The sequence below is a fragment of the Dickeya fangzhongdai genome (assembly GCF_002812485.1).
GTDB classification, from domain to species: domain Bacteria; phylum Pseudomonadota; class Gammaproteobacteria; order Enterobacterales; family Enterobacteriaceae; genus Dickeya; species Dickeya fangzhongdai.
Window position 1 is genome coordinate 4,338,545 of sequence record NZ_CP025003.1, and the last position, 25,909, is coordinate 4,364,453.

Sequence of the window (25,909 nt, forward strand, 5' to 3'; positions counted from 1 at the left end):
GGAGAAAAAAGCAGGTTAGCCAGCTCGGGAGTCCTGCGTTGCGCTGCGGGACAGGCAACTTCGGGCAAATGTCGGAAAGGATTGAGTCAGTGACGCGATGGCGTCAGAAGAAAAGCGCAGCGGGCGCAACTCACTCAATAAACAACGGATCATTAATCCTATCACCTCCACGCTCGCCGCAGATGATGCGGTCAGGCTATCACGAAAAACCATCAGGAAAATGGTCAAACAGTATCGGGCCGAACCCCGTCGCCAACGCTCGCGCATCACCCTGGATAAGCGTCGCGCAGCGCGCCGGAATCGCCCGAATTACGGACAACAAAACCGCCCGCCGTTTATACCTATCCAGCCCCGGAAAAGCAAAATGAAAATGGTAAAAAACCCTATCATTTCTGCAAAAGATGCCGATGAACATCTTCAACCGGCCCGTGCGGCATAAAAACTGCTGGCATGGGGCTACAGTGTGACCTAGAATAGCCGTCCAGATGTTAATCCATCTATACTGATTAACTGATATATTGCTTAACGGCTTTAGCTTATAAGGTAAAGAAACTCATGGCTAAACACCTTTTTACGTCCGAGTCGGTCTCCGAAGGACATCCTGATAAAATCGCTGACCAGATTTCCGACGCCGTCCTTGACGCGATTCTGGAGCAGGACCCCAAAGCGCGGGTTGCCTGCGAAACTTACGTAAAAACCGGTATGGTGTTAGTTGGTGGCGAAATTACCACCAGCGCCTGGGTTGATATCGAAGAAATCACGCGCCGCACCGTCCGCGAAATTGGTTATGTCAACTCCGAGATGGGTTTTGACGCCAACTCCTGCGCCGTACTGAGCGCGATTGGCAAACAATCTCCGGATATTAATCAGGGCGTTGACCGTAAAGACCCGCTGGAACAAGGCGCGGGCGACCAGGGCCTGATGTTCGGTTATGCGACCAACGAAACCGACGTGCTGATGCCGGCGCCGATCACTTACGCGCACCGTCTGGTACAGCGTCAGTCCGAAGTGCGTAAAAACGGCACCCTGCCGTGGCTGCGCCCGGACGCCAAAAGCCAAGTGACCTTCGCATACGACAACGGCAAGATCGTCGGTATCGATGCGGTGGTGCTGTCTACCCAGCATTCGGAATCCATCGCGCAGAAAGATCTGCAGGAAGCGGTGATGGAAGAGATCATCAAGCCGGTTCTGCCGTCTGAATGGCTCTCCGCCAATACCAAATACTTCATCAACCCGACCGGCCGTTTCGTGATCGGCGGCCCGATGGGCGACTGCGGCCTGACCGGTCGTAAAATCATCGTCGATACCTACGGCGGCGCAGCACGTCACGGCGGTGGCGCGTTCTCCGGCAAGGACCCGTCCAAAGTGGACCGTTCCGCTGCCTACGCCGCCCGTTATGTGGCGAAAAACATCGTTGCCGCCGGTCTGGCGGATCGTTGTGAAATTCAGGTGTCCTACGCTATCGGCGTAGCGGAGCCGACCTCCATCATGGTGGAAACCTTCGGCACCGAGAAAGTGTCCAGCGACCGTCTGGTCGATTTGGTCCGCCAGTTCTTCGATCTGCGCCCGTACGGCCTGATCCAGATGCTGGACCTGCTGCACCCGATCTACCAGCAAACCGCGGCTTACGGCCACTTCGGCCGTGCGGAATTCCCGTGGGAAAAAACCGACGTGGCAGAAAAACTGCGTGACGCCGCCGGCCTGAAATAATCGACCCGCACTGTCATGCCAAACGGCGAAGCCTCTGCTTCGCCGTTTTTTATTGTAGAGCCGCCGCGGGCATTATTGCATCCGGCCCGCCCAGACCGTAAGCTGCCAGCATGAACACGCCACGACTCCCTATCGCCCTGCAGCAAGCGGTGATGCGCTGTTTGCGGGAAAAACTTCAGCAGGCCAACACGGTATTGGGCTGTGATTACCCCGAACCCGTCATCAATTATCAGCAACGCGGCTCCACCGCCGGCAGCGCCTGGCTAAAAACGTGGGAAATCCGCCTTAATCCGGTATTGCTGCAGGAAAACCAGCAGGCGTTTATTGATGAAGTCGTCCCGCATGAGCTGGCGCATCTGCTGGTATACGCCCGTTTCGGCAAAACCGCGCCGCATGGCCGGGAATGGCGCTGGATGATGGAAAACGTACTGAACGTGCCCGCCCGCCGGACCCACCAGTTTGCGCTCGCCTCGGTGCAGGGCAAAACCTTCCCTTATCAGTGCGCCTGCCGCCGACATGAACTGACGCTGCGCCGCCATAACCGGGTCGTTCGGGGCGAGTCGGAATACCGCTGCCGGTCTTGCGGCGAGCGGTTACGCGCCCTCGTAACAAACTCTGTTTAAACTAGAAATCCAGCGTTTCATGCTGCCTTTTTTGCGTTTGCCTGCATGGTGTTCTTCAGGTACGCTGCCCACTTTCAACCCTGCTGGTGATTCTGGAATATGCTTCGCAATCTTGTCATTTTCGCTGTGTTAGGCGCGGGCCTGACGACGCTGGCCGCCGCCGGTCAGAACATCAACAATTTTACGCAGGCCAAGGCCGCCGCCGCCAAAATCCATCAGGATGCGCCCGGTACCTTCTATTGCGGCTGTAAGATCAACTGGCAGGGCAAAAAAGGGACGCCGGACCTGGCTTCCTGCGGTTATCAGGTGCGTAAAGACGCCAACCGCGCCAGTCGCATCGAGTGGGAACACGTGGTGCCGGCGTGGCAGTTTGGTCATCAGCGCCAATGCTGGCAGGACGGCGGCCGCAAAAACTGCACCAAAGACGATGTTTACCGCCAGATAGAAACCGACTTACACAACCTGCAGCCGGCGATTGGCGAAGTGAACGGCGATCGCGGCAACTTTATGTACAGCCAGTGGAATGGCGGCGAACGCCAGTACGGCCAGTGCGAGATGAAGATTGATTTTAAAAATCAGTTGGCGGAGCCGCCCGAACGCGCCCGCGGCGCGATCGCCCGCACCTACTTCTATATGCGCGACCGTTACAACCTGAACCTGTCCCGCCAGCAAACCCAGTTGTTTGACGCCTGGAACAAGCAGTATCCGGTCACCGCGTGGGAGTGCACCCGCGAAAAACGCATCGCCGCCGTACAGGGCAACCACAACCCGTACGTGCAACAGGCTTGCCAGCCCTGACGCCGCTCCCTACTATAACGGCTTGTCTCTTATAATGATTGCCTGCCGCTGTCGCCACCGTCGCCGCACGGTGGCTGACGTCCGTCGGGCCATTCGCCCATCCGACTGATAACCACGTAAGGCCAGATTATTCATGCGAATACCGCGTATTTTTCATCCCGATACGCTTGCCCCGCAGGGGGGAGAGACGGACCTGAGCGAAGACGCCGCCAACCATGTGGGCCGAGTGCTGCGCATGAACGCCGGACAGGCGCTGCAGCTGTTCGACGACAGCAATCAGGTATTTGACGCCGAGATTTTGCAGGCAGGGAAAAAAAGCGTGCGGGTCCGTTATGCCGCCGGGCAGACCGAAGATCGGGAATCGCCGTTGCACCTGCACCTGGGCCAGGTGATGTCGCGCGGCGAGAAAATGGAGTTCACCATCCAAAAATCCATTGAGCTGGGGGTGAATGTCATCACCCCGCTGCTCTCCGAACGCTGCGGCATCAAACTGGACGGCGAACGGCTGGAGAAGAAAATCACTCAGTGGCAGAAAATCGCCATTGCCGCCTGTGAACAATGCGGCAGAAACCGCGTGCCGGAAATTCGCCCCGTCCAGACGCTGGAAAGCTGGTGCGCGGAACCGGACAATGGGTTAAAACTGAATCTGCATCCGCGGGCGGCGAACAGTATCAACACGCTACCGTTGCCGGTATCGCGCATCCGGCTGCTGATTGGCCCGGAAGGCGGGTTGTCGGCGGACGAAATCGCCATGACCGCAACCCAGGGTTTTACTGATATTCTGCTGGGGCCTCGCGTTCTGCGAACAGAAACCACCGCGCTCACCGCAATCACCGCGCTGCAGGTACGATTCGGCGATCTGGGGTAAAGGAGATAACAATGATTAAACTCGGTATCGTGATGGACCCAATTTCGTCCATCAATATCAAGAAAGACACCAGCTTTGCGATGTTGCAGGAAGCGCAGCGTCGCGGCTGGGAACTGCACTATATGGAAATGGGCGATCTCTACCTACATGCGGGTGAAGCTCGCGCTACGACCCGTATTCTGAGCGTTCAGTACGACTACAACGGCTGGTACGACTTCGGCGCGACGCAGGACATCGCCCTGCATGAACTGGACGTGGTGCTGATGCGTAAAGACCCGCCGTTCGACACCGAATTCATCTACGCCACCTATATTCTGGAGCGTGCGGAAGAGAAAGGGACGCTAATCGTCAATAAACCGCAGAGCCTGCGCGACTGCAACGAGAAACTGTTCACCGCCTGGTTCCCACAACTAACGCCGGACACGTTGGTGACCCGCAACGCCGACCGACTGCGTGCGTTCCATCAGCAACATACCGACGTGATCCTCAAGCCGCTCGACGGCATGGGCGGCGCGTCGATTTTCCGCCTGAAACCGGAAGACGCCAACGTATCAGTGATCATCGAAACCCTGACCGAACACGGCAGTCGTTACTGCATGGCGCAGAATTACCTGCCCGCCATCAAAGACGGCGACAAGCGCGTGCTGGTGGTGGACGGCGAGCCGGTGCCCTACTGTCTGGCCCGTATCCCGAAAAGCGGTGAAACCCGCGGCAACCTGGCGGCCGGCGGCCGCGGCGAAGCCCGCCCGCTCAGCGAAAGCGACTGGCAGATTGCCCGTACCGTAGCGCCGGTGCTGAAACAGAAGGGACTGATCTTCGTCGGACTGGACATCATCGGCGACCGCCTGACTGAAATCAACGTCACCAGCCCGACCTGCGTGCGTGAAATCGAAGCGGCTTATCCGGATGTCTCTATTACCGGCATGCTGATGGACGCCATTGAGCGCCGGCTGGCTCAGCGTTAACGATACACGGACCGTATCCCGGTCGGTGATGTATCCCTGCCCGGTTCGCTGCCCGGCGGCGAACCGGAAACATCCACTCCGACAGAGAAGCGATAATAAGACGATGAATTTACAGCACCATTTTCTGATTGCGATGCCCTCTCTGCTGGACCCCGTGTTCAGGCGGACGGTGATTTACATCTGCGAGCACAATGAGGACGGCGCCATGGGCCTTATCATCAACAAGCCAATGGAACAGTTCACCGTCGAAAATATCCTCAAAAAGCTGAAAATCACGCCTAACCCGCGGGATACGGCGATTCGCCTCGACAAACCGGTCTTTTCCGGCGGCCCGCTGGCGGACGATCGTGGTTTTATCCTGCATACGCCGCTTCCTGGCTTCGCGTCCAGCATCAGCATTTCCGACGAAACCATGATCACCACCTCAAAAGATGTGCTGGAAACGTTGGGCACGCCGGAGCAACCGCGCAATACGCTGGTGGCGCTGGGTTATTCCGCCTGGGAAAGCGGTCAGTTGGAAAACGAACTGCTGGAAAATGCCTGGCTGACGGTGCAGGCGGACCATCATCTGCTGTTCCACACCCCGATTGCCGAGCGCTGGCGCGCCGCCGCTAAAAAACTGGGCGTGGACATTCATAATATCGCCGCCGAAGCGGGGCACGCCTGATGGGAAATCGTACTTTGCTGGCCTTCGACTTCGGCACCCGCAGCATCGGCGTCGCCATCGGTCAGGAGATCACCGGCACCGCTCGCCCGCTGACGTCGCTGAAAGCACAGGACGGCGTACCCGACTGGCAAAAAGTGGAAAAGCTGCTCAACGAGTGGCAGCCCGCGCTGGTTATCGTCGGTCTGCCGCTGAACATGGACGGCACCGAGCAACCGCTGACCGCCCGGGCGCGCAAGTTTTCCCAGCGCCTGCATGGCCGTTTCGGCGTCAAGGTTGAGCTGCACGACGAGCGGCTCAGTACCGTAGAAGCGCGGGCAGACCTGTTCGAGCGCGGCGGGTTCCGGGCGCTGGACAAAGGCAGTGTAGACGCCGCCTCCGCCGTGATTATTCTGGAAAGCTGGTTCGAGCTGCAACTCGACAGGCCGCAGTAAATCAGGCTCAGTGTTTCACACCACGTCCTTTCCTGATGCTATCAACGCCATAAAACGACTCAGGCCCGCATTGGCGGGCCTGAATTAAACTGCTGGCGTGAATTTACGCGTCCGGATAGTCGCGCAGGAACCCCTCCAGATCTTCCACCATCGACGTGTTGCCGACGAAGAACGGCGCACGCTGATGCAGTTTCTTCGGTGTGATGTCCAGAATACGGTTTTTACCATCGCTGGCTTTGCCGCCCGCCTGTTCCGCCAGGAACGCCATCGGGTTGCATTCGTACAGCAAACGCAGTTTCCCTTCCGGATAGCTGGCCGTGCTCGGATAGAGATAAATACCGCCTTTCAACAGGTTACGGTGGAAATCCGCCACCAGCGAACCGATATAACGGGTGGTATACGGGCGCTGAGTCGCCTCATCCTGCTCCTGGCAGTATTTGATGTACTTCTTCACACCCTGCGGGAATTTAATGTAGTTCCCCTCATTGATGGAGTACATGTTGCCTTTCTCCGGGAAACACACACGTTCGTGAGACAGGCAGAATACCCCCAGCGACGGGTCATAAGTGAAGGCATGCACGCCATGACCGGTGGTGTACACCAGCATGGTGGAAGAGCCATACACGATATAACCGGCAGCCACCTGCTTGTGGCCGGGCTGGAGGAAATCCTCTTCGCGCACCGGCATACCCAGCGGGGTGATGCGGCGGTAAATAGAGAAAATGGTTCCGACAGAGACGTTTACGTCGATATTGGAGGAACCGTCCAGCGGATCCATCAATACCACGTATTTGGCGTTTTCGGCGCGCTCACCGTCGAAGATAACGATCTCGTCTTCTTCTTCGGAAGCAATCCCAGCCACCTCGCCACGTGCTTTCAGCGCCGCTTTCAGCTTTTCATTGGCGTACAGATCGAGCTTCATCTGCACTTCGCCCTGAACGTTGGAAACGCCGCTGGTGCCCAGAATATCCACCAGACCAGCTTTGTTGATGTCGCGGTGGATAATCTTCGCACCCAGTTTGATGGCCGACAGCAGCGCAGTCAGCTCACCAGTGGCGTGAGAGAAATCGTGCTGTTTTTCGACGATAAATTCGCCTAACGTTTTCATAACACTATTCCAGAATCTACGAATGAAAAGCGGTTTCATTTTTGTACCGCCAGCGTTTGCGTCTGCAGTGTAGCCCAAAGAGAAAGCGAGTACCTAGCAAATCCATTTCTTATGACGTATTCCAGGCGTTAGAATGGACGGCAGACTCTCTGAATATAGATGGAAAACGTATGCGTATTCATATTTTAGGAATCTGTGGCACCTTCATGGGAGGACTGGCGTTGCTGGCCCGATCACAAGGACATCAGGTAACCGGTTCGGATGCTAACGTCTATCCGCCAATGAGTACCTTACTGGAAGAACAAGGGATTACCCTTATCCAGGGATACGACCCTGCGCAGTTGGACCCGGCTCCGGATCTGGTCATCATTGGCAATGCCATGACCCGTGGCAATCCCTGCGTTGAGGCGGTGCTGGAACAAAATATCCCTTATATGTCCGGTCCGCAATGGCTTCATGATCACGTACTGCGCGAACGCTGGGTTATCGCCGTCGCCGGCACCCACGGCAAAACCACCACCGCCGGCATGGTGACCTGGATTCTGGAAGACTGCGGCTACCAGCCGGGATTCGTCATCGGCGGCGTGCCGGGCAACTTCACCGTCTCCGCCCGTCTGGGCGAAAGCCCGTTCTTCGTGGTGGAAGCGGACGAGTATGACTGCGCCTTCTTCGACAAGCGTTCCAAGTTTGTGCACTACAGCCCGCGCACGCTAATTCTGAATAATCTGGAATTTGACCACGCGGATATCTTCGACGACCTCAAGGCCATCCAGAAACAGTTCCACCATCTGGTGCGTCTGGTTCCGGGCAAGGGCCGCATCATCGTTCCGTCTCACGACCTGCATTTGAAACAGGTGATGGGCATGGGATGCTGGAGCGAACAGGAACTGGTGGGTGAGGAAGGCATCTGGAAAGCGAAAAAGGTCACCACCGACGCCAGCGTGTTTCAGGTGTACCTCAACGACCAACTGGTCGGGGAAGTCACCTGGAATCTGGTGGGCGAACACAACATGCATAACGGCCTGATGGCGATCGCCGCGGCGCGCCATGTCGGCGTCCCGCCGGAAGAAGCCTGCCGCGCGCTGGGCGGTTTCATTAACGCCCGTCGCCGGCTGGAACTGCGCGGCACCGCGCACGGCGTGTCGGTCTATGACGATTTTGCCCATCACCCGACCGCGATCCTCGCCACGCTGGCCGCACTACGCAGCAAGGTGGGAGGCACCGCACGGATTCTCGCCGTGCTGGAGCCTCGCTCCAACACCATGAAAATGGGTCATTGCAAAAACGAGTTAGCACCGGCGCTGGGCCGCGCTGACGGTGTCTTCCTGTTCCAGCCCCAGCATATTCCCTGGCAGGTGGCTGAAGTGGCTGACGCCTGCGTTCAGCCAGCCTACTGGAGCGCGGATATCGACACGCTGGTGGAGATGATCAGCAAAACCGCTCAACCTGGCGATCATATTCTGGTCATGAGCAACGGCGGTTTCGGCAATATTCACAACAAACTGCTGGATGCGCTGAACGCCAAAGCGCAGGCGACGAACGACGAAGACTAACGGGTTTATCGCAGGCTGCGTACATCGCCGGCAACATGTTTGCCGGCAAGCAGATAGCAAAAAGGACGGGCAAGCCCGTCCTTTTTCATGCAGTCACCATTATGATTACGCGTCGAAAGGATCGCGCAGAATCATGGTTTCTTCACGGTCCGGGCCTGTGGAAATGATATCCACCGGCACACCGGTCACTTCTTCGATGCGTTTAATGTAGTTCAGCGCAGCCTGCGGCAATTTGCTGTACTCTTTCACGCCAAAGGTGCTTTCAGACCAACCCGGCAGCGTTTCATAAATCGGCTCAATGCCTTCCCAGCCTTCAGCAGCCAGCGGGGTCACATCCACCTCGCTGCCATCCGGCATACGGTAGCCGACGCAGATTTTCACTTCTTTCAAGCCATCCAGAACATCCAGCTTGGTCAGGCAGAAACCGGACAGAGAGTTAATCTGCACCGCGCGGCGCACCGCGACCGCATCCAGCCAGCCGGTACGACGGCGACGGCCAGTCGTTGCGCCAAACTCGTTGCCCTTCTGCGACAGGTGCTCGCCAACGTCATCGAACAGCTCGGTCGGGAACGGACCAGCGCCAACGCGGGTCGAATAGGCTTTAACGATACCCAGCACGTAATCCACATAACGCGGCCCCAGACCGGAACCGGTCGCTACACCGCCGGCGGTGGTGTTGGAAGAGGTTACATACGGATAAGTACCGTGGTCGATGTCCAGCAGCGTGCCCTGCGCGCCTTCGAACATCACCAGATCGCCACGCTGATGCGCTTTGTGCAGCAGATCGGAAACATCCACGACCATCGCGGTCAGGATGTCGGCAACCGCCAACACGTCGTCCAGCGTTTTCTGGTAATCCACCGCATCTGCTTTGTAGTAATGCACCAGCTGGAAGTTATGGTATTCCATAATTTCTTTCAGCTTGACGGCAAAGTTTTCCCGGTCAAACAGATCGCCGACGCGCAAACCGCGACGCGCAACCTTGTCTTCATACGCAGGGCCGATACCACGACCGGTGGTGCCGATCGCTTTAGCGCCGCGCGCTTTTTCACGGGCATTATCCAGCGCGACATGGTACGGCAGAATCAGCGGGCAGGCTTCGGAAAGCAACAGACGCTCACGCACCGGCACGCCACGTGCTTCGAGTGCGGTCATTTCTTTCAGAAGCGCATCCGGCGCCAGCACCACACCGTTACCGATGATGCTGATGACATTTTCGCGCAGAATACCTGAGGGAATTAAATGGAGAACGGTTTTTTCACCGTTGATAACCAGCGTGTGACCAGCATTGTGACCACCCTGGTAGCGCACAACATATTTGGCCCGTTCAGTCAGCAGGTCTACGACCTTGCCTTTACCTTCGTCACCCCATTGGGTGCCCAGTACGACAACGTTCTTACCCATCTCAAGAATCACCAGATTGGTTAAAAAAGGATTCTAGCATCTCATCTTGCGGCTTTCAGTACTTTTAGCACACGTTTGCGCACATTTTTAGCGGAAATTTCAGCCGCCTGCCCGACTACGCAACATGTAGTAGATCACACAGCCGGCGACCACAATACCCCCGCCAAACCGGCGCAAAACATTATCGGGCAGTTGTGCCATGGTCAGGATCATCCGCCGCCAGATACGTGGAAACAGCAACGGCCCCAACCCTTCCATGATTAGCACCAACCCCAGCGCCAGCCAGATGCTCACATTCATAAAAAACTCCAGACAGAAAAAAGCCCGTAAACACGGGCTTGATAGTGGCGGTAAATAACCTTAACGAGTAGAGAGGCTTTTCTCGGGCGATTTCATATAACGGAAGAAATCACTGTCGGGACTCAGCACCAGCACATCCTGATTGGTGCTGTTAAAGCTATTCTCATAGGCTCGCAGGCTACGAATAAAACCATAAAAAGCCGGATCCTGACTAAACGCGCCGGCGAACAGTTTAGCCGCGTCGGCATCCCCTTCACCGCGCAGGATTCGACCCTGACGCTCAGCTTCCGCCAGCGTACGAGTGACCTCATAATCGGCCGCCGCCTTGATTTTCTCGGCCTGCTCCTGACCCTGAGAGCGATGACGGCGAGCAACCGCTTCACGCTCGGCGCGCATACGCTGGTAGATCGCGTCCGATACTTCGGTTGGCAGGTTGATCTGCTTGATACGCACGTCGATCACCTCGATCCCGAGCGCCGCCATACTGTTAGGGTTGATCCGCGGACCACCGCTGGAAGTCTCGCGTTCCACACGCGCCGCCGCCGAGGCAATGGCGTTATCCGCTTCCGTAGTCTCGCCGGTACCGGCGTTCAGCGCCTCACGCACATCGGACATCAACTGGCCGCGGGAATCGGTCACGATGCCTTTCACATCCAGACGACCGATCTCGGAACGCAGACGGTCGCTGAACTTACGTTTCAGCAGGACTTCCGCCTGAGACACATCGCCACCGCCGGTAGCCAGGTAATAACGGCTGAAATCGCTGATACGCCATTTGATATAAGAATCGACAATCAGGTCTTTCTGCTCTTTGGTAATGAAGCGATCGGCCTGGTTTTCCATGGTCTGGATGCGGGCATCCAGCATTTTTACCGACTCAAGGAACGGAATCTTCACATGCAGACCGGGCAAATACACCAGCGGCTTGTTTTCGTTGTCGCGCAGGACTTTGCCAAAGCGCATCACGATACCGCGCTGACCTTCCTGCACCACAAACAGCGAGGCATAGACCACCAGCAGTAACAGGACAAGAATAAAGAGGACTGACTTACGCATTGCTTATTCTCTCCCTACGCGAATGTTCTCGTCGCGCTGCGCGTTGGCGCGGCGTTGATCCATAATGTTGCCGTTGTTGCCGGAAGAACGCGGCGCATAGCCGACACCACTACTGTTTGATGAGGTTGACGGCAGACGCAACGGCGCCGGATTGGCGGCGTTGCCGCTCGTCGGCGCACTGGTCGAAACGCCCCCCTGACCACGCATAATTTGATCAAGCGGCAGGACCATCAGATTGTTGCTTTTGTCGCTCACCAGCACCTTGTTGGTGTGGCTCAGCACGCGCTCCATCGTCTCTATGTAGAGACGCTCGCGGGTAATTTCCGGCGCGGCTTTATACTCCGGCAACAGACGCGAGAAGCGGGACACTTCACCCTGCGCCTCCAGCACGGTGCGGTCTTTATAGGCGCGGGATTCCTCCAGAATACGCTGCGCCTGACCATTGGCGCGCGGCTGGACTTCGTTGGCGTAAGCTTCCGCCTCACGAATGTACTGCTGCTCGTTTTCACGAGCGGCGATCGCATCGTCGAACGCGGCTTTAACTTCCTCCGGCGGACGAGCGGTCTGGAAGTTCACGTCCAGCAGGGTAATACCCATATCATAAGGACGCACGGTTTCTTCCAGCACGCGCTGGGTATCCGTACGCACAATGGTGCGCCCTTCGGTCAGGATTTTATCCATGGTGTATTTGCCGATCACCCCGCGCAGCGCGCTGTCGGTGGCCTGACGCAGGCTGTCATCGGCATTGGTGACGCTAAACAGATACTTGTCCGGCTGGGTGACGCGGTACTGGACGTTCATCTCCACCCGCACCACATTCTCGTCAGACGTCAACATAACGCCGGACGTCGCCAGTTCACGAACGGACTCAACGTTTACGGCACGCACCGAATCAACAAAGGTCGGTTTCCAGTTCAGGCCCGGACCAACCAGATGGCTGAATTTGCCAAAACGGGTGACCACGCCGCGCTCGGCTTCCTTGATGGTATAGAAACCGCTGACGCCCCAGACCACCACGGCAGCCGCCACGACCAGCCCCAGAATACGGCCGCCGTTACCGCCGCCGCCCTGAGAACCGGTACCGGAACCAGACGACTTGCCACCCAGTTCGCCGAGCTTTTTGCTCAACTTACGGAAGATATCGTCGAGGTCAGGCGGTCCCTGATCCCGTCCACCTTTATTGTTTCCGCCAGAGTTGCCGCTATTGTTATTGCTGCTCCCCCACGGGTCGCGGTCCTGTCCGTTGTTACCGGGCTGATTCCACGCCATGTTTAGCTCCATTCATTATGATAGGTATTTTTCGGGGTCAATGTCCCAGAGTTATGAGACTGTCTGTGTCGCTCAGACAATATAATCCTGCAATTTCTGCTCCTGCTTGCACAGGCGCCGCCAGTCGATAATGGGCATTCTGACCACCAACCCTACGCTGCCGTCTTCCTCAATCCATTCTTTTTCTATTGCCTGAAGCTGGTAGAAACGGCTTCGCAGACGCCCGGCCTGCGGAGGAAGATGCAGAGAATAATGCGCAATTTCTCCGGAAAGCCGTTCAGTCAACGCCTGGAATAATAATGGAATCCCTTCTCCGGTCTGGGCAGAAAGCCATACCCTGATCGGTCGGTTCTCTTCATCACGGTCGATACGCGGTTCAATGTTTTCCAACCGGTCGATCTTGTTCATGATCAGCAGAAACGGAATATCGTCCGCTTCGATTTCAGCCAATACCTCATTCACGGCATCAATGTTTTCATCAATGCGAGCGTCAGAAGCATCAACCACATGCAACAACAAGGTCGCTTCCCGGGTTTCCTGCAGCGTCGCTTTAAACGCCGCCACCAGGTCATGCGGCAACTCACGGATAAAGCCGACGGTATCCGCCAGTACGGTATCCCCGACGTCATCCACATTGATGCGTCGCAAGGTCGGATCCAGCGTGGCAAACAGTTGGTCGGCGGCATACACATCCGCCGATGTCATGCGGTTGAACAGGGTCGATTTCCCGGCGTTGGTGTACCCCACCAGCGAAACCGTCGGCACTTCGGCTCGGGTTCGCGCCCGACGCCCCTGTTCACGCTGCTTTTCCACCCTTTCAAGGCGGGACAAGATCTGACTGATACGATTACGCAGCAAACGCCGGTCGGTTTCCAACTGGGTTTCACCCGGCCCGCGCAAACCAATCCCGCCCTTCTGTCTTTCAAGGTGGGTCCAGCCGCGCACCAGACGCGTCGCCAGGTGGCGCAACTGCGCCAGCTCAACCTGCAGTTTACCCTCATGGGTGCGGGCGCGCTGAGCGAAGATATCCAGAATCAACCCGGTTCGGTCGATAACCCGGCATTCGCACAGCCGTTCCAGATTACGCTCCTGCGCGGGCGTCAACGCATGATTGAACAACACGACAAAGGCGCCGGTCGCTTTGACCGCCTGCGCGATCTCCTCCGCCTTGCCTTCGCCGACAAAATATTTGGAGTGCGGCGCCTTACGGCTGCCGGTAATCACCTGCAACGCGTCTATTCCGGCTGAAGACACCAGAGATTCAAACTCCAGCAGATCCTCAGTATCTTTCTCTTGCGAAAAGTAAATATGAACTAGTATGGCCTGTTCACCGGCTTCATAACGGTCAAACAACCGGGCACCCTCTCAGAAAAAAGCGACCACGGCAGTGAAAGTCGCTGCAATCAGCGCTTTTCCCGCCGTGGTAAACTGGTAAGGACGCGTTATTCAGCGTCATCACTTTCCTGCTGCGGCTGTTGCTGCGCAGACTGGTTATTGGCATGGTAGTTATTTGAGCCGGGATTATTGCTATGATGCGACACCGGGCGAGACGGAACTACCGTAGAAATGGCGTGTTTGTACACCATCTGACTAACCGTGTTTTTCAGCAGAATCACAAACTGATCGAAAGACTCAATCTGGCCTTGCAGCTTGATGCCATTAACCAAATAAATCGAAACCGGAACACGTTCACGACGCAAAGCGTTCAAGAACGGATCTTGCAAAGATTGCCCCTTAGCCATTCTATATTTTCCTTATTTGCTTGTTATTTGTAACAAAGAACCCTGCGGCCCTAAAATAACGTTATAAAAATTTGTGCCGAGAATCAGTCAATTGTAGACACAGGCAATTGTACACAATCGTCTAACCTATGCACTAACAACCTGAATCACCTTGCGTAACGCCTCTCCGGGCTGGTCGCTGTCAAGCCAGCAAACTTCTTCCCAGCCACGCAACCAGGTCATCTGGCGCTTCGCCAGCTGCCGGGTGGCGCAGATGCCACGATACACCATCTCATCGTAATCGATCTCGCCCGACAAATATGACCACATCTGGCGATATCCGACACAACGGATTGACGGCAACGCAGGATTCAAATCCGGCCGGGCGAACAGCGCCCGAGCCTCTGTTTCAAAACCTGATTCCAACATCTGCCGGAAACGCAACGCTATCCGTTCATGCAGCAACTCGCGCGTTGCCGGAGCAATCGCAAACTGATGAACACGATAGGGCAACGCTTCACCGGATGTCTTTGTCAACTCGGTTAAAGTGTTACCTGAAACGAAAAAAACTTCCAGTGCCCGAGACAGTCTCTGCGGATCATTTGGATGAATCCGAGCCGCCGACACCGGATCGATGGCACTCAACTGACGATGCAACGCTTCCCATCCCTCGGTCCGCGCGCGTTCTTCGATTTCCCGCCGAACCTGCGCATCCGCCGACGGCAGCGGCGACAACCCTTCCAACAGCGCCTTGAAATACAGCATGGTACCGCCCACCAGCAGCGGAATGCGCCCGGCGGCGGTGATCTCCGCCATCGCTTGCAGCGCATCGCGCCGAAAATCCGCGGCGGAATAGGCCTCGGCCGGATCAAGGATATCAAGCAGGCGATGCGGGGCTCGCGCCAGCTCTTCCGGACCAGGCTTGGCGGTACCGATATCCATACCGCGATAAATCAGCGCCGAATCCACGCTAATCAACTCAACGGGAAGTTGCTCGCGCAATGCCATCGCCAGCGCGGTTTTCCCGGACGCCGTCGGCCCCATGATAAAAATAGCAGGCGGATGCTGCGCCGTTTTAAACTCATTCATGCTTCTTCAACGCCCTGATGGCGGATTCAATATCCATCACATATAACAATTCTGACGGCGGCGTTTTCACGTGCAGAGGACATAAACGCTCTACATCGGACAACAGCTGTACGGCCTGAGCAAGCGTCCAGTTTTCACGCTCGCTGCCAAGTCGCCCGGCTATCCACGCCGCCACCGCATCAGGCTTCGCGTCATGAGAATCAGCAAGATAGCCTAGCAGGTCAGAAATCAAGTTTTGTAAATTTTGTTGTCTCAATGGTAAAGGTACCGCCCGCAGCGTAGCGCGCGGCGGCGCCAGTTCCACCTCGATTCCCATACGGGTCAATAGCGGCTGTTGCTGCTGCATGACCGCCAGCTCGGACGGGTTCAGCGTCAGCCGTTGCGGAATCAGCAACGGCTGCGGTCGTAATCCCTCGCCGGCGTCCAACGGCGTCAACTGCGCCTGCCTGAGGTAACGTTCCGCCACAGTCAACGACAACAACGCCAGACCTTGCTGATATTCCACCAGCGCATAGCTGGGCGGATACACCGTCAACACACGCCCCAGCCCTAACGCATGGCTCTCCAGCGGCGCTTCGCCAACTACCGCCGCCTTTACCGTCACATCGTGCGCCACAGGCACATCCCTGACCGGCGACATCTCTCGGGCGACCGTTTGCTGCCGCGATGACTCAGTATGCAGCAACTGCTGGTACAGCTCGCCCTGTTTCTTTTGATAACCGGCCGTCTCGGTCCGGGCAGGCTGGCGCTCACGAGCATGGTGACTCTCTACGTGACGCCCCGCGCTACCCGACGATACCGCTCTCGGCGTCTCCGGCGTTGGTTCTGCCGGCCGGGCAAACTGGTTTTCACCGGCGGCAGTCCGGTTTTCCGGCTGCCATGTCGTCGCCGGCGTCTGCGTATCGCCGACGCCGGTCAACCCCGGCGATGCTGCCTGCTGTAATACCGTTATCACCGCCTGATAGATAAAGTCGTGTACCAGCCGGGCCTGATGGAAGCGAACCTCATGCTTGGCCGGATGCACATTGACATCCACCTGATGGGGGTCGACCTCCAGATACAACACATAAGCCGGCTGTTGTTCATCGCGCAACTGATCCTGATACGCCTGACGAATCGCATGATTGATTAAGCGGTCACGCATCATGCGCTGATTGACGTAGCAATATTGCATTTCCGGCAACTGGCGCGATCCAGCCGGATCCGCCACCCAGCCGTGAATTTTCAGATCGCCATGTTGCCAGGAGATCGCCAGCGCATGCTGCAGAAACGCCGCGCCACAGATGCTGCCAAGCCGCCTCTCGCGCTGGGCGGGCTCCGACACCGCGCGATATTGCCGGATCAGCTTACCGTTGTGATGCAACGTGATCGCCACATCGAAGCGCGCCAGCGCAATGCGGCGCACCACTTCATCGATGTGCATGAATTCCGTTTTTTCGGTACGCAGAAACTTGCGTCTGGCCGGGGTGTTGTAAAACAGATCAAGGACTTCCAGCGTCGTGCCAACCGGGTGCGCCGCCGGTTTGACGGTCACCGCCATCTCTCGCCCTTCGGCGTAGGCCTGCCACGCTTCCGCCTGTGCGTCGGTACGGGAAGTCAGCGTCAGGCGAGAGACCGAACTGATACTGGCCAGCGCTTCGCCGCGAAATCCCAGGCTGACGATCGCTTCCAAATCGTCAAGCGTGGCGATCTTGCTGGTGGCGTGACGAGCCAGCGCCAGCGCCAGATCCGCCTTACCGATGCCACAGCCGTTATCCCGAATGCGAATCAGCTTCGCGCCGCCGCGTTCGATTTCGATATCGATCCGCGTCGCTCCGGCATCCAGGCTGTTTTCAACCAGTTCCTTGACGACGGAAGCAGGCCGCTCCACCACCTCGCCGGCAGCGATCTGGTTCGCCAACTGGGGCGGCAGCACCTGAATCGGCATGGACTCTCCTCGTTTTATCACCCTGATCAGGCAGAAGGGATAATCAGCGTTTGCCCCAACTGCACGGTTCCGGAAGACATGTTGTTCGCCTGCTGGATCGCTTTCATACTCACGCCATACCGGCTGGCGATGGCACTCAGCGTATCGCCCCGCGTCACTTTGTGTTTTATCACGGTTGCGCTTTTCTTCACGCTCGAAGACAACGCGGCCGCAACGGGTTTGCTCTTCGTCGCCGAAGCCGTCTTGACCGCCGGTGAGGCGCCGGACGGGATCCTCAGCCGTTGCCCCACCCAGACCACGTCTTTTTTCAGGCGGTTTGCTTCACGAATGGCGTTCATACTGACGCCATAATGCGCGGCGATCCCCGATAATGTTTCGCCGGTCGCGACAGTATGGCGTACCGTTGCTCCTGTTGCGATCTGAGCCGGCTCAGGGGCTGCTGCGTTTTTCACCGTCTGCGAGCCGAGCGGACGGTTTTCCTGCTTTGGGATATTTTGTAACGGATGAGTCTGGAAATAGCTGCGCAACCCCTGATAGATGGCGTTGGCAATCTTTTCCTGATACTCGTTGCTGCCCAGCAGCCGTTCCTCGCTCGGATTAGAAATGAACCCGGTTTCCACCAGCAACGACGGAATATCCGGTGAACGTAATACGCCCAGGCTGGCGTGTTCCGGCCGGCGCTTATGCAGGCTGCCGACACGCTGCAGCTCGCGCAGCACTTTCACCGCCACATCATACCCCACCCGCTGCGAATGCCCGAACTGCAGATCCAGCACCGCCTGACTCAGGTACGGATCGGCCGCGCTGTTGGCCAGCAGATCGCCCGCGCCCCCCAGCAATTCGGACTGTTTTTCATGCTGTTCCAGCCAGTTGGCCATTTCACTGTTGGCGCGCCGGTTGGACAATACCCATACTGATGCGCCGGTCGCGCCGCGGTTAGGCGCCGCGTCCGCGTGAATGGACACCAGCAGGTTAGCCCCTTGCTTGCGCGCCACGTCGGAGCGCCCCATCACCGAAATAAAATAGTCGCCGTCGCGGGTCAGCACCGGTTTAAACTCCGGATCGGCGCTCATAATGGCGCGAAGTTTACGGGCTATCGAGATAGTGACATTTTTTTCATGTAGCCCGCCCGGCCCGGTGGCGCCCGGATCCTCACCGCCGTGGCCGGCGTCAATCGCGACAATGATTTTCTCGCCGCTGCCCGCCCGTCCCGATACCCGGGTCGGCGCAGCCGCTACCGCCGTGGCCGATGTCTGGGGAACCAGAGGATTACGCCCGGCCTGCGCCGACGGTTGCATAGGCTGGGCCACTGGTTTGCGGGCCACCGTTTTGCGTTCGCCGGTCAGAGTAAAGACGGCGCCATTGCCTTCTTTCACGGCCCGAACCTGCACCTTCTGGGTCAGGTCCAGCACCAGACGCAGGCTTTTCGGGTCTTTGGCGTTGCTGGTGCGAATGCGGGCAATCAGATTCTGGCCGTTAAACGCTAGCGGCAGCCCTTTCATCATGCCGGACTGGCTGATATCGATAACCACCCGGTTTGGATTATTCAGCGAAAAGTATTCATACACCGGCTGACCGCTAAAACTCAGCGTAACGACCGCCTCGCCGGCGGCGTTATTTACCCGGATATCGGTCAGGCTGCTCGCCCACAGCGGCCATGACAACATCAGCAGTAGCCCCAGCAGGGCCTTCATCAACCGCACAGTCATGGCGCTTCCTGCTCCGGCCAGGCGGCCAGCGCCGCTACGATCTGCTCGCCCTGCGGCGTACGGGCCTTGATCTCCGCCTGTCGGCCCGCCCCCTGATAGCCAAGATGTAATTCAACATCGGCTTGCGGCAAGAAGCCTGCGCCTTGTTGCGGCCATTCAATCAGGCAGAGGGCGTCCTGCGACAAATAGTCACGAATGCCCATGAACTCCAGTTCTTCAGGATCCGCCAGTCGATAAAGGTCGAAGTGATACACCGGACGCGGCAGCAGCGCATAGGGCTCTACCAGCGTATAGGTCGGGCTTTTCACATTGCCCTGATGCCCCAACGCCTGCAGAAATCCGCGGCTCAGCGTGGTTTTACCCGCCCCCAGATCGCCCAGCAGATAAATAATGGTGGCGCGCTCGCAGGCTCGGGCTAACGCCGCTCCCAGCGCAATCGTGGCTGCCTCGTCCGGCAAAGGTAACAAAAGCGTCTTCATTCTGTGTTTTCTAAGGATATCCGCTCAGGATTTACATACTGCGGCAATACCGCCATCAAATCGGTTGCCAACATCCCGCGTGTGCCCTGCCGCTGCGCCAGCCAGTCCGCTGCCGCTCCGTGGGCTACACAACCGGCGCAGGCGGCGTCGTACAACGACAGCCCTTGCGCCAGCATCGCCCCAATCATGCCTGCCAGCACGTCCCCCATACCGCCGGTCGCCATGCCGGGATTTCCCACATCGGCGATCGCCAATTCGCCCTGCTCGCCAGCCAGCACCGTACCGGCGCCTTTTAGCACTACCACGCCGCCATAGCGTTTCACCAGGCGTTGTGCAGCAAGTAAGCGATCACTTTCAATATCGGCAATCCGGCAGTTCAACAGACGGGCGGCTTCGCCGGGATGAGGCGTTAAAACGCGATTCTGACGTTTATGCGGGCTGATTGCCAGCAGGTTGAGCGCATCGGCATCCCATAACATGGATTTGTTACAATTTTCTGCGATTCGCAGTGCGTTTTTTCCCCATTCGCGCTGCCCCAGCCCCGGCCCGATCACCACTACATCCGCCCATTCGACGCCAGCCTTGACCGAATCGGTGGTCAGCTCCTGTACCATCAGTTCCGGGCGAGCCACCAGCAAGGCGGCCAGATAGCTTTTGTGAGTAAGCACTCGCACTAGCCCTGCGCCACTGCGTAACGCCGCTTCTCCCGCCATGAAAATCGCACCGCCGGTGCCTTCGTCGCCGCCGATAATCAACAAACGGCCGTGCTCGCCTTTATGCGCGCCCGCACGCCGTGGTTTCAGCCATTGCGTTAGCGACGCCGCGGTCAAACGCGCGATCGGCGCCGATTGTTGCGCCAGCCAGTCGCCAAGCCCTAAATCATGGTAATGAAGCTGCCCGACGACATCCCGTGCCTGGCCGGTTAATAAACCGGGCTTCAGCGCAATAAACGTCACCGTGTGAGCGGCATGGATCGCTGCCCCTGCGCAGACGCCGGTTTGCGCATTCAATCCGGAAGGAATATCCAGCGCGACGATCGGTGCCGGATGGCGGTTGGCCTGAGCGATCAGGGCGTCATAAGGCGCGCGGGGAGCGGACGACAGCCCGGTTCCCAGCAGGCCGTCAATGATCAGGTCGACATCATCAGGCCACGGCGCATCGACATGCTGCTCGCGTCCCCCGGCATCGAACCATGCCTGACGCGCCAGGTGCGCTTCTGCCGGCAGCGGCCGATCGCCGATCCCCGCAACCACCGTGACCGCAATTCCTGCGCCGCGCGCCAGAGCAGCGACCACATACCCGTCGCCGCCGTTGTTGCCGTGCCCACACAGAATCAGCCAGTGCCGGGCGGTAGGGTATCGCTGTTGCGCTATACGAAAAGCGGCATCGCCCGCACGCTGCATCAGCGTATTTAATGAGACGCCGACATAACGCGCGGCATAAGGCTCCTCACGACGCAGCCAGTCGGGTAAAAAAACAGTATGAGGCAGGTCGGGTAATGATCCGCCGGGCTGATACACGCGATGGTCTTGATGCATGTCATCCCTCCGTCGGTAGCAGGATAGTGCGCCTCAACTTAGCAAGCTCTGCCGGGAAGCGCCATATGCGGAGAAACGGAATAAGGATAACAATACGCTGAACGCAATTCAGCGTAGCGATCCTTCCAGCACGTCGACAAACTGTCTTAATGCTTGTACATGCGTCTGCACGGTTTGTTCGTCGTAGCTCATCAGCAACGTTTCACGCACATCGTTAATCAACGTCGCCGATGAAGATAGATCCGCCGAGGCAAAACGGTTCGCTACCTGGTCGCCGGCAATCGACTGGAACAATTTCCCCGCATTCTCCTGATATTCACTAATCCATTCGGGGTGCTGGGGAAATTGCTTCACAAAATCGAGATAAGGCGCAAACCAGTCGCCACCGCTTTCCAGCGCGCCCAGATATGCCTGATAGCGGCCAGGATCTTTTTCCTTCATCAGTTCGGCGACATCCACTTTATACTCGTTCGTGCCGGGAACTCGCTCAGGCAGGGTAAGATAAGAAATGTTGCCGTTGTCATCGACCTGGCGTGTTTTCACTACCGATGCCAGCAGGTTCATGCTTTCCATAAACGCCGTTTTCTTATTACCGCTCAGATAGCGTTCGGCGAAATAGCCGGCCTGCGACAAACCAAGCTCCAGCGCCAGCTGACGCTGCTCGTCGTCCAGCTCAGCCGCATTCACGAAGTTGTCGTCAATCAGGCGGTATATGGCTTGCGAAACCTGCTCCGGCTGATCGGCCAGCGCCGCCGACACCCCATTATCGATCTGCGAAGAAAAATAATACCGCGCCGGCGAGTCCACAATATCGCCCTCTGCCAGCTGGCGTCCCTCATTGCTGATTTGGACGTATTCAACCATCGGTTTCTCCGCGCGCGTCACATACGCCAGCGTCGTCTCCTGTGGCTGATTGGGGTCAATACGCAAATTCAGATCCTGATTCACCAGCCGATAGGCTGAAAGCGCTACTGTTTCCACTTCATCTCCTCCCAGAGCCATGACGAAAACCGCCAATTCGCTCAAGTTATCGACACTTTGTGGGAAAATATTAATAATTATGTCTATTTGTTTCTTTCGCTACCACCGACTCGCCGCGAACGATGCCGGGACAATGTGATAAAATCAGACGCCCGATTTCTTCTTGATGGTTACGCATGACATACCCCTACGATCTCAACGAACTCGCACAGCTCATCAAGCAATGGGGGCTTGAATTGGGTTTCCAGCAAGTGGGGATTTGCGACACGGATTTGTCTCATGAAGAACCCCGTCTTCAGGCGTGGCTAGACAAGCAGTATCACGGCGAAATGGAATGGATGGCGCGCCACGGCATGATGCGGGCCCGCCCGCATGAACTGTTGCCCGGAACGTTACGCGTCATCAGCGTGCGCATGAATTATCTGCCGGCCAAAGCCGCATTTGCCAGCACGCTGAAAAACCCGCATCTCGGGTATGTCAGCCGCTACGCTCTGGGACGCGACTATCATAAGTTACTGCGCCAACGGCTGAAAAAGCTGGGCGACCGAATTCAGGAGCATTGCGGCGAATTACAGTTTCGTCCCTTTGTCGATTCCGCACCGATCATGGAACGGCCACTGGCCGCTAAAGCTGGGCTTGGATGGGTTGGCAAGCACTCACTGGTGTTGAACCGGGAAGCGGGTTCCTGGTTCTTTCTGGGGGAACTGCTTATTGACCTGCCTTTGCCGGTAGACCAGCCGGTTGAAGAGCAGTGTGGTAAATGCGTAGCCTGCATGACGACCTGCCCTACCGGCGCAATCGTCGAGCCTTACACTATTGATGCCCGCCGCTGTATTTCCTACCTGACCATTGAGCTGGAAGGCGCAATTCCGGAGCCTCTGCGTCCATTGATGGGAAACCGCATCTACGGCTGTGACGATTGCCAGTTGATTTGCCCCTGGAATCGCTTCTCACAACTTACCGACGAACCCGATTTCAGCCCACGGGCGGCCTTGCATACACCAGAATTACTGGCGCTGTTTAGTTGGGATGAAACCCGTTTTTTGCGGGTAACTGAAGGTTCCGCTATCCGGCGCATCGGCCACGAACGCTGGCTGCGTAATATCGCCGTCGCACTGGGCAACGCGCCCTACGAAGATAAGATCATCCTGGCGCTGCAGAGCAGGCTGGGAGAAAGTGCCCTGCTGGATGAACATATTCATTGGGCCATCGACCAACAGCTAACCCGACGCAGCCAGCAATCTATCGACGTTCAGCCTATTGATGTTCAGCCGCCGCAAAAAAAGCGGTTAATCCGCGCGATAGAGAAAGGTTTGCCGAGAGACGCCTGAAATTTTGCGTTGCGATTGTTTGACGATCCTGAACCATCCATCTGTGGATAATTTTAAAAAAGCGTTGTCAATCAATCATCACAAAAAGTACAAGTGATCTGGATAGCGTTTTTTATCATAAATTTATCTTTTTATTTCAATATCTTGAAATGACGTCTTTTTCATGACATTTCCAGACAGACGCACGAAACCCATTTTCAGGCTGTGGATAAGTCTGTTCAGAAAAGTATGAACATATGCAGAAAAGTTGTATGAAAATGAAGAGATGAAGAAGTGTAAAACTGGAGCGGGAAACGAGACTCGAACTCGCGACCCCGACCTTGGCAAGGTCGTGCTCTACCAACTGAGCTATTCCCGCACACGCAACGCTTAAGTATCGACGCTTTTCCGCCAAACGCAAACTGACGTGATCACATTTTGCGCTACTTTTATTGCATCACAGCTAACTTATTGATTTAACTGTGTTTTAAAAGCTGTATCGCAAAGAGGGCAGCATTATGAACCAATCCGCCCATTCTGACAAGGGGGGAAAACAACTTTCTTTGCGCCGCGCAGACACCCGATAAATGATTTTATCCGCCAGCCATCGCAGCACCTCCGTACTCTGCCGATGACGCAAAAACTTATCCAGCCTTACTTTTGAAGTAAGGAAGCGCTGTCCTATTTCAGAACACTCTACTATATAAGGCAGTAAACGATAAAGATTCTTATTATCGAAAATAGCAAATAGGAAAATCACCACTAAAAAAAGTCTGTCATTGCTGTAAAATAGTGACTTAACCTGTAAAATCGGCGCAGTAAAAGATAGGTACTGAACATAGACGATGCAGGCGCATCTGCTTGATATATATAAAACCCATACAATTCAGAGCTTTGGCAACTGTGAGCCAAGGGCGGTAGCTTGTCTGAATTAATATATCCCCAAGCGATTCGAAAAACCCTTTTTCGAACGGAAAACAATCAAGGTTATTACAAGATGTTACTCCCCGTAATCATGGCTGGTGGTACAGGTAGTCGCCTGTGGCCGCTTTCACGTGAACTTTATCCCAAGCAGTTCATTTGTCTCCACGGTCAGAATTCCATGCTGCAGGAAACGGTTAACCGTCTGAGTGGTATTGAAACACGAGCGCCTGTAGTTATCTGTAACGAAGAACATCGCTTCCTGGTTGCAGAACAGTTGAGACAAATTAACCAGCTATCCAACAATATCATTCTGGAACCTGCGGGGCGTAATACCGCTCCGGCGATCGCGTTAGCCGCACTGAATGCGATCAGGCAGGGAGAAGACCCTCTCCTCCTGGTGCTGGCCGCCGACCACATCATTGAAAATAAAGCCGCCTTTCACTCCTCCATCAAAAAAGCCATCGCTTACGCCCAGAAAGGAAGTTTGGTCACGTTTGGTATCGTCCCTACCGGCCCTGAGACCGGCTACGGATATATTCAGCGCGGCGAAAAATTACCCGGTGACGAATTTGCGCCTCATAAGGTTTTACGGTTTGTTGAAAAACCAAGCCTTGAGATTGCAGAGGAATATTTGCAATCGGGCGAATATTACTGGAATAGCGGTATGTTCATGTTCCGAGCCAAGCGTTATTTGCAGGAACTGGAAAAATTCCGCCCCGATATTTTGAAAGCGTGCCAATTATCTATTGATGGCGTTAGTCAGCAAGGGGACTTTATTAATGTCCAGACCGAGCACTTTATTACCTGCCCGGATGAGTCCATCGATTACGCTGTAATGGAAAAAACGGAAGACGCCGTTGTTGTTCCTTTGGACGCAGGATGGAGCGATGTCGGCTCCTGGTCGGCGCTATGGGAAGTCAATGACAAAGATGACGACGGCAACTCCCTGAAAGGCGATACCTTCCTGCATAACACCAAGAACTGTTATATCAATACCGATGACCAGTTGGTTGCCGCAATCGGCGTTGATAACCTGGTAATTGTAAATACCAAGGATGCAGTGCTGGTGGTCCAGAAAGATCAGGTTCAGGATGTAAAACGGGTGGTCGAATTCCTGAAAGAAAAATGCCGCCGCGAATACCGCCGTCACCGGGAAACTTACTGGCCCTGGGGACGCTGCGACCTGATTGTACGCACTGACAGATTTAATGTTAACCGCATTACCGTAAAACCCGGCGAATCATTCCCATTGCAGATGCATTATCACCGCACCGAGCATTGGGTCATTCTGTCTGGTACGGCCAAGGTGACCATTCAGGACAAAACCCAGTTATTAACTGAAAATCAATCCACTTTTATCCCAATTGGCGCTATGCATAAGCTTGAGAATCCTGGGAAGATCCCGCTGGAAATGCTGGAAATCCAATCTGGTTCCTATTTGGGTGATGATGATTTTATTGAAATAAACTGATAATCAAA

Annotated in this window: 24 protein-coding genes and 1 tRNA gene; 11 read left to right on the forward strand and 14 right to left on the reverse strand. The window is 56.1% G+C overall.

Annotated elements, in window-relative coordinates; all coding sequences use genetic code 11:
* Positions 1 to 97 precede the first annotated feature (97 nt).
* From CVE23_RS19390 to ruvX, 8 genes are all read left to right on the forward strand, one after another.
* The gene (locus CVE23_RS19390; protein WP_100850182.1) at positions 98 to 439 is read left to right on the forward strand and encodes a hypothetical protein; all 342 of its coding nucleotides are present in this window, start codon (positions 98 to 100) and stop codon (positions 437 to 439) included.
* A gap of 116 nt (positions 440 to 555) precedes the next feature.
* Entirely contained in the window at positions 556 to 1,710 is a 1,155-nt protein-coding gene (gene metK, locus CVE23_RS19395) for a methionine adenosyltransferase (RefSeq protein ID WP_038665452.1), read from the forward strand.
* A gap of 110 nt (positions 1,711 to 1,820) precedes the next feature.
* Positions 1,821 to 2,333 (forward strand): SprT family zinc-dependent metalloprotease, encoded by a 513-nt coding sequence (locus tag CVE23_RS19400; protein ID WP_038920298.1) that lies wholly within the window; start codon positions 1,821 to 1,823, stop codon positions 2,331 to 2,333.
* A 99-nt stretch (positions 2,334 to 2,432) separates the two neighbouring features.
* Entirely contained in the window at positions 2,433 to 3,131 is a 699-nt protein-coding gene (gene endA / locus CVE23_RS19405) for a deoxyribonuclease I (RefSeq protein WP_038920299.1), read from the forward strand.
* A gap of 133 nt (positions 3,132 to 3,264) precedes the next feature.
* On the forward strand, positions 3,265 to 3,999 hold the full coding sequence (rsmE, locus tag CVE23_RS19410; protein ID WP_038920300.1) for a 16S rRNA (uracil(1498)-N(3))-methyltransferase: 735 nt from the start codon (positions 3,265 to 3,267) through the stop codon (positions 3,997 to 3,999).
* 11 nt (positions 4,000 to 4,010) lie between these two features.
* On the forward strand, positions 4,011 to 4,964 hold the full coding sequence (gshB, locus tag CVE23_RS19415; protein ID WP_038665436.1) for a glutathione synthase: 954 nt from the start codon (positions 4,011 to 4,013) through the stop codon (positions 4,962 to 4,964).
* A gap of 103 nt (positions 4,965 to 5,067) precedes the next feature.
* Positions 5,068 to 5,631: a YqgE/AlgH family protein gene (locus tag CVE23_RS19420; protein ID WP_038665434.1), complete on the forward strand. Its 564-nt coding sequence runs from the start codon at positions 5,068 to 5,070 to the stop codon at positions 5,629 to 5,631.
* Positions 5,631 to 6,062: a Holliday junction resolvase RuvX gene (ruvX, locus tag CVE23_RS19425; protein ID WP_100850183.1), complete on the forward strand. Its 432-nt coding sequence runs from the start codon at positions 5,631 to 5,633 to the stop codon at positions 6,060 to 6,062. Before CVE23_RS19420 ends, ruvX begins: the two co-directional genes overlap by 1 nt.
* Positions 6,063 to 6,165: 103 nt before the next feature.
* Here the strand turns inward: ruvX and fbp are convergent, their stop codons facing one another.
* Positions 6,166 to 7,170, reverse strand: a complete 1,005-nt coding sequence (gene fbp, locus CVE23_RS19430; RefSeq protein WP_038665429.1) for a class 1 fructose-bisphosphatase — start codon at positions 7,168 to 7,170, stop codon at positions 6,166 to 6,168.
* 170 nt (positions 7,171 to 7,340) lie between these two features.
* Here fbp and mpl point away from each other — a divergent pair, with 170 nt between their 5' ends.
* On the forward strand, positions 7,341 to 8,723 hold the full coding sequence (gene mpl, locus CVE23_RS19435; protein ID WP_038920303.1) for a UDP-N-acetylmuramate:L-alanyl-gamma-D-glutamyl-meso-diaminopimelate ligase: 1,383 nt from the start codon (positions 7,341 to 7,343) through the stop codon (positions 8,721 to 8,723).
* A 105-nt stretch (positions 8,724 to 8,828) separates the two neighbouring features.
* Here the strand turns inward: mpl and CVE23_RS19440 are convergent, their stop codons facing one another.
* From CVE23_RS19440 to CVE23_RS19495, 12 genes are all read right to left on the reverse strand, one after another.
* Complete coding sequence (locus CVE23_RS19440) at positions 8,829 to 10,127, reverse strand: adenylosuccinate synthase (protein WP_038920304.1); 1,299 nt, start codon at positions 10,125 to 10,127, stop codon at positions 8,829 to 8,831.
* A gap of 99 nt (positions 10,128 to 10,226) precedes the next feature.
* Positions 10,227 to 10,427, reverse strand: a complete 201-nt coding sequence (locus CVE23_RS19445; RefSeq protein WP_033567467.1) for a DUF2065 domain-containing protein — start codon at positions 10,425 to 10,427, stop codon at positions 10,227 to 10,229.
* Positions 10,428 to 10,487: 60 nt separating this feature from the next.
* Entirely contained in the window at positions 10,488 to 11,483 is a 996-nt protein-coding gene (gene hflC / locus CVE23_RS19450; RefSeq protein ID WP_038665419.1) for a protease modulator HflC, read from the reverse strand.
* Positions 11,484 to 11,486: 3 nt separating this feature from the next.
* Positions 11,487 to 12,752: an FtsH protease activity modulator HflK gene (gene hflK, locus CVE23_RS19455; RefSeq protein ID WP_038920305.1), complete on the reverse strand. Its 1,266-nt coding sequence runs from the start codon at positions 12,750 to 12,752 to the stop codon at positions 11,487 to 11,489.
* Between the two features lie 72 nt (positions 12,753 to 12,824).
* Entirely contained in the window at positions 12,825 to 14,105 is a 1,281-nt protein-coding gene (gene hflX / locus CVE23_RS19460) for a ribosome rescue GTPase HflX (protein ID WP_038920306.1), read from the reverse strand.
* A gap of 89 nt (positions 14,106 to 14,194) precedes the next feature.
* Positions 14,195 to 14,494 (reverse strand): RNA chaperone Hfq, encoded by a 300-nt coding sequence (hfq, locus tag CVE23_RS19465; protein WP_033567471.1) that lies wholly within the window; start codon positions 14,492 to 14,494, stop codon positions 14,195 to 14,197.
* A 126-nt stretch (positions 14,495 to 14,620) separates the two neighbouring features.
* Complete coding sequence (gene miaA, locus CVE23_RS19470) at positions 14,621 to 15,562, reverse strand: tRNA (adenosine(37)-N6)-dimethylallyltransferase MiaA (RefSeq protein WP_049854713.1); 942 nt, start codon at positions 15,560 to 15,562, stop codon at positions 14,621 to 14,623.
* The gene (mutL, locus tag CVE23_RS19475) at positions 15,555 to 17,489 is read right to left on the reverse strand and encodes a DNA mismatch repair endonuclease MutL (RefSeq protein WP_100850184.1); all 1,935 of its coding nucleotides are present in this window, start codon (positions 17,487 to 17,489) and stop codon (positions 15,555 to 15,557) included. The genes miaA and mutL overlap by 8 nt, the downstream gene beginning before the upstream one ends.
* A 26-nt stretch (positions 17,490 to 17,515) precedes the next feature.
* Positions 17,516 to 19,198, reverse strand: coding sequence for an N-acetylmuramoyl-L-alanine amidase AmiB (amiB, locus tag CVE23_RS19480; protein WP_100850185.1), 1,683 nt, complete (start codon positions 19,196 to 19,198; stop codon positions 17,516 to 17,518).
* A complete protein-coding gene (gene tsaE, locus CVE23_RS19485; RefSeq protein ID WP_038920311.1) occupies positions 19,195 to 19,677 on the reverse strand; it encodes a tRNA (adenosine(37)-N6)-threonylcarbamoyltransferase complex ATPase subunit type 1 TsaE in 483 nt (160 codons plus the stop codon). Before tsaE ends, amiB begins: the two co-directional genes overlap by 4 nt.
* A complete protein-coding gene (gene nnr / locus CVE23_RS19490) occupies positions 19,674 to 21,215 on the reverse strand; it encodes a bifunctional ADP-dependent NAD(P)H-hydrate dehydratase/NAD(P)H-hydrate epimerase (RefSeq protein ID WP_100850186.1) in 1,542 nt (513 codons plus the stop codon). The genes tsaE and nnr overlap by 4 nt, the downstream gene beginning before the upstream one ends.
* A gap of 108 nt (positions 21,216 to 21,323) precedes the next feature.
* On the reverse strand, positions 21,324 to 22,217 hold the full coding sequence (locus CVE23_RS19495; RefSeq protein WP_225623140.1) for a hypothetical protein: 894 nt from the start codon (positions 22,215 to 22,217) through the stop codon (positions 21,324 to 21,326).
* A 155-nt stretch (positions 22,218 to 22,372) separates the two neighbouring features.
* Between CVE23_RS19495 and queG the strand changes: the two genes are divergently transcribed.
* The gene (queG, locus tag CVE23_RS19500) at positions 22,373 to 23,527 is read left to right on the forward strand and encodes a tRNA epoxyqueuosine(34) reductase QueG (protein WP_100850187.1); all 1,155 of its coding nucleotides are present in this window, start codon (positions 22,373 to 22,375) and stop codon (positions 23,525 to 23,527) included.
* Positions 23,528 to 23,809: 282 nt separating this feature from the next.
* Here queG and CVE23_RS19505 read toward each other — a convergent pair.
* Positions 23,810 to 23,885, reverse strand: a tRNA-Gly gene (locus CVE23_RS19505).
* Positions 23,886 to 24,503: 618 nt separating this feature from the next.
* Here CVE23_RS19505 and CVE23_RS19510 point away from each other — a divergent pair.
* Positions 24,504 to 25,901 carry a mannose-1-phosphate guanylyltransferase/mannose-6-phosphate isomerase gene (locus CVE23_RS19510; protein WP_038665391.1) on the forward strand — a complete coding sequence of 466 codons (1,398 nt, stop codon included), beginning with the start codon at positions 24,504 to 24,506 and terminating at the stop codon, positions 25,899 to 25,901.
* Positions 25,902 to 25,909: the final 8 nt, after the last annotated feature.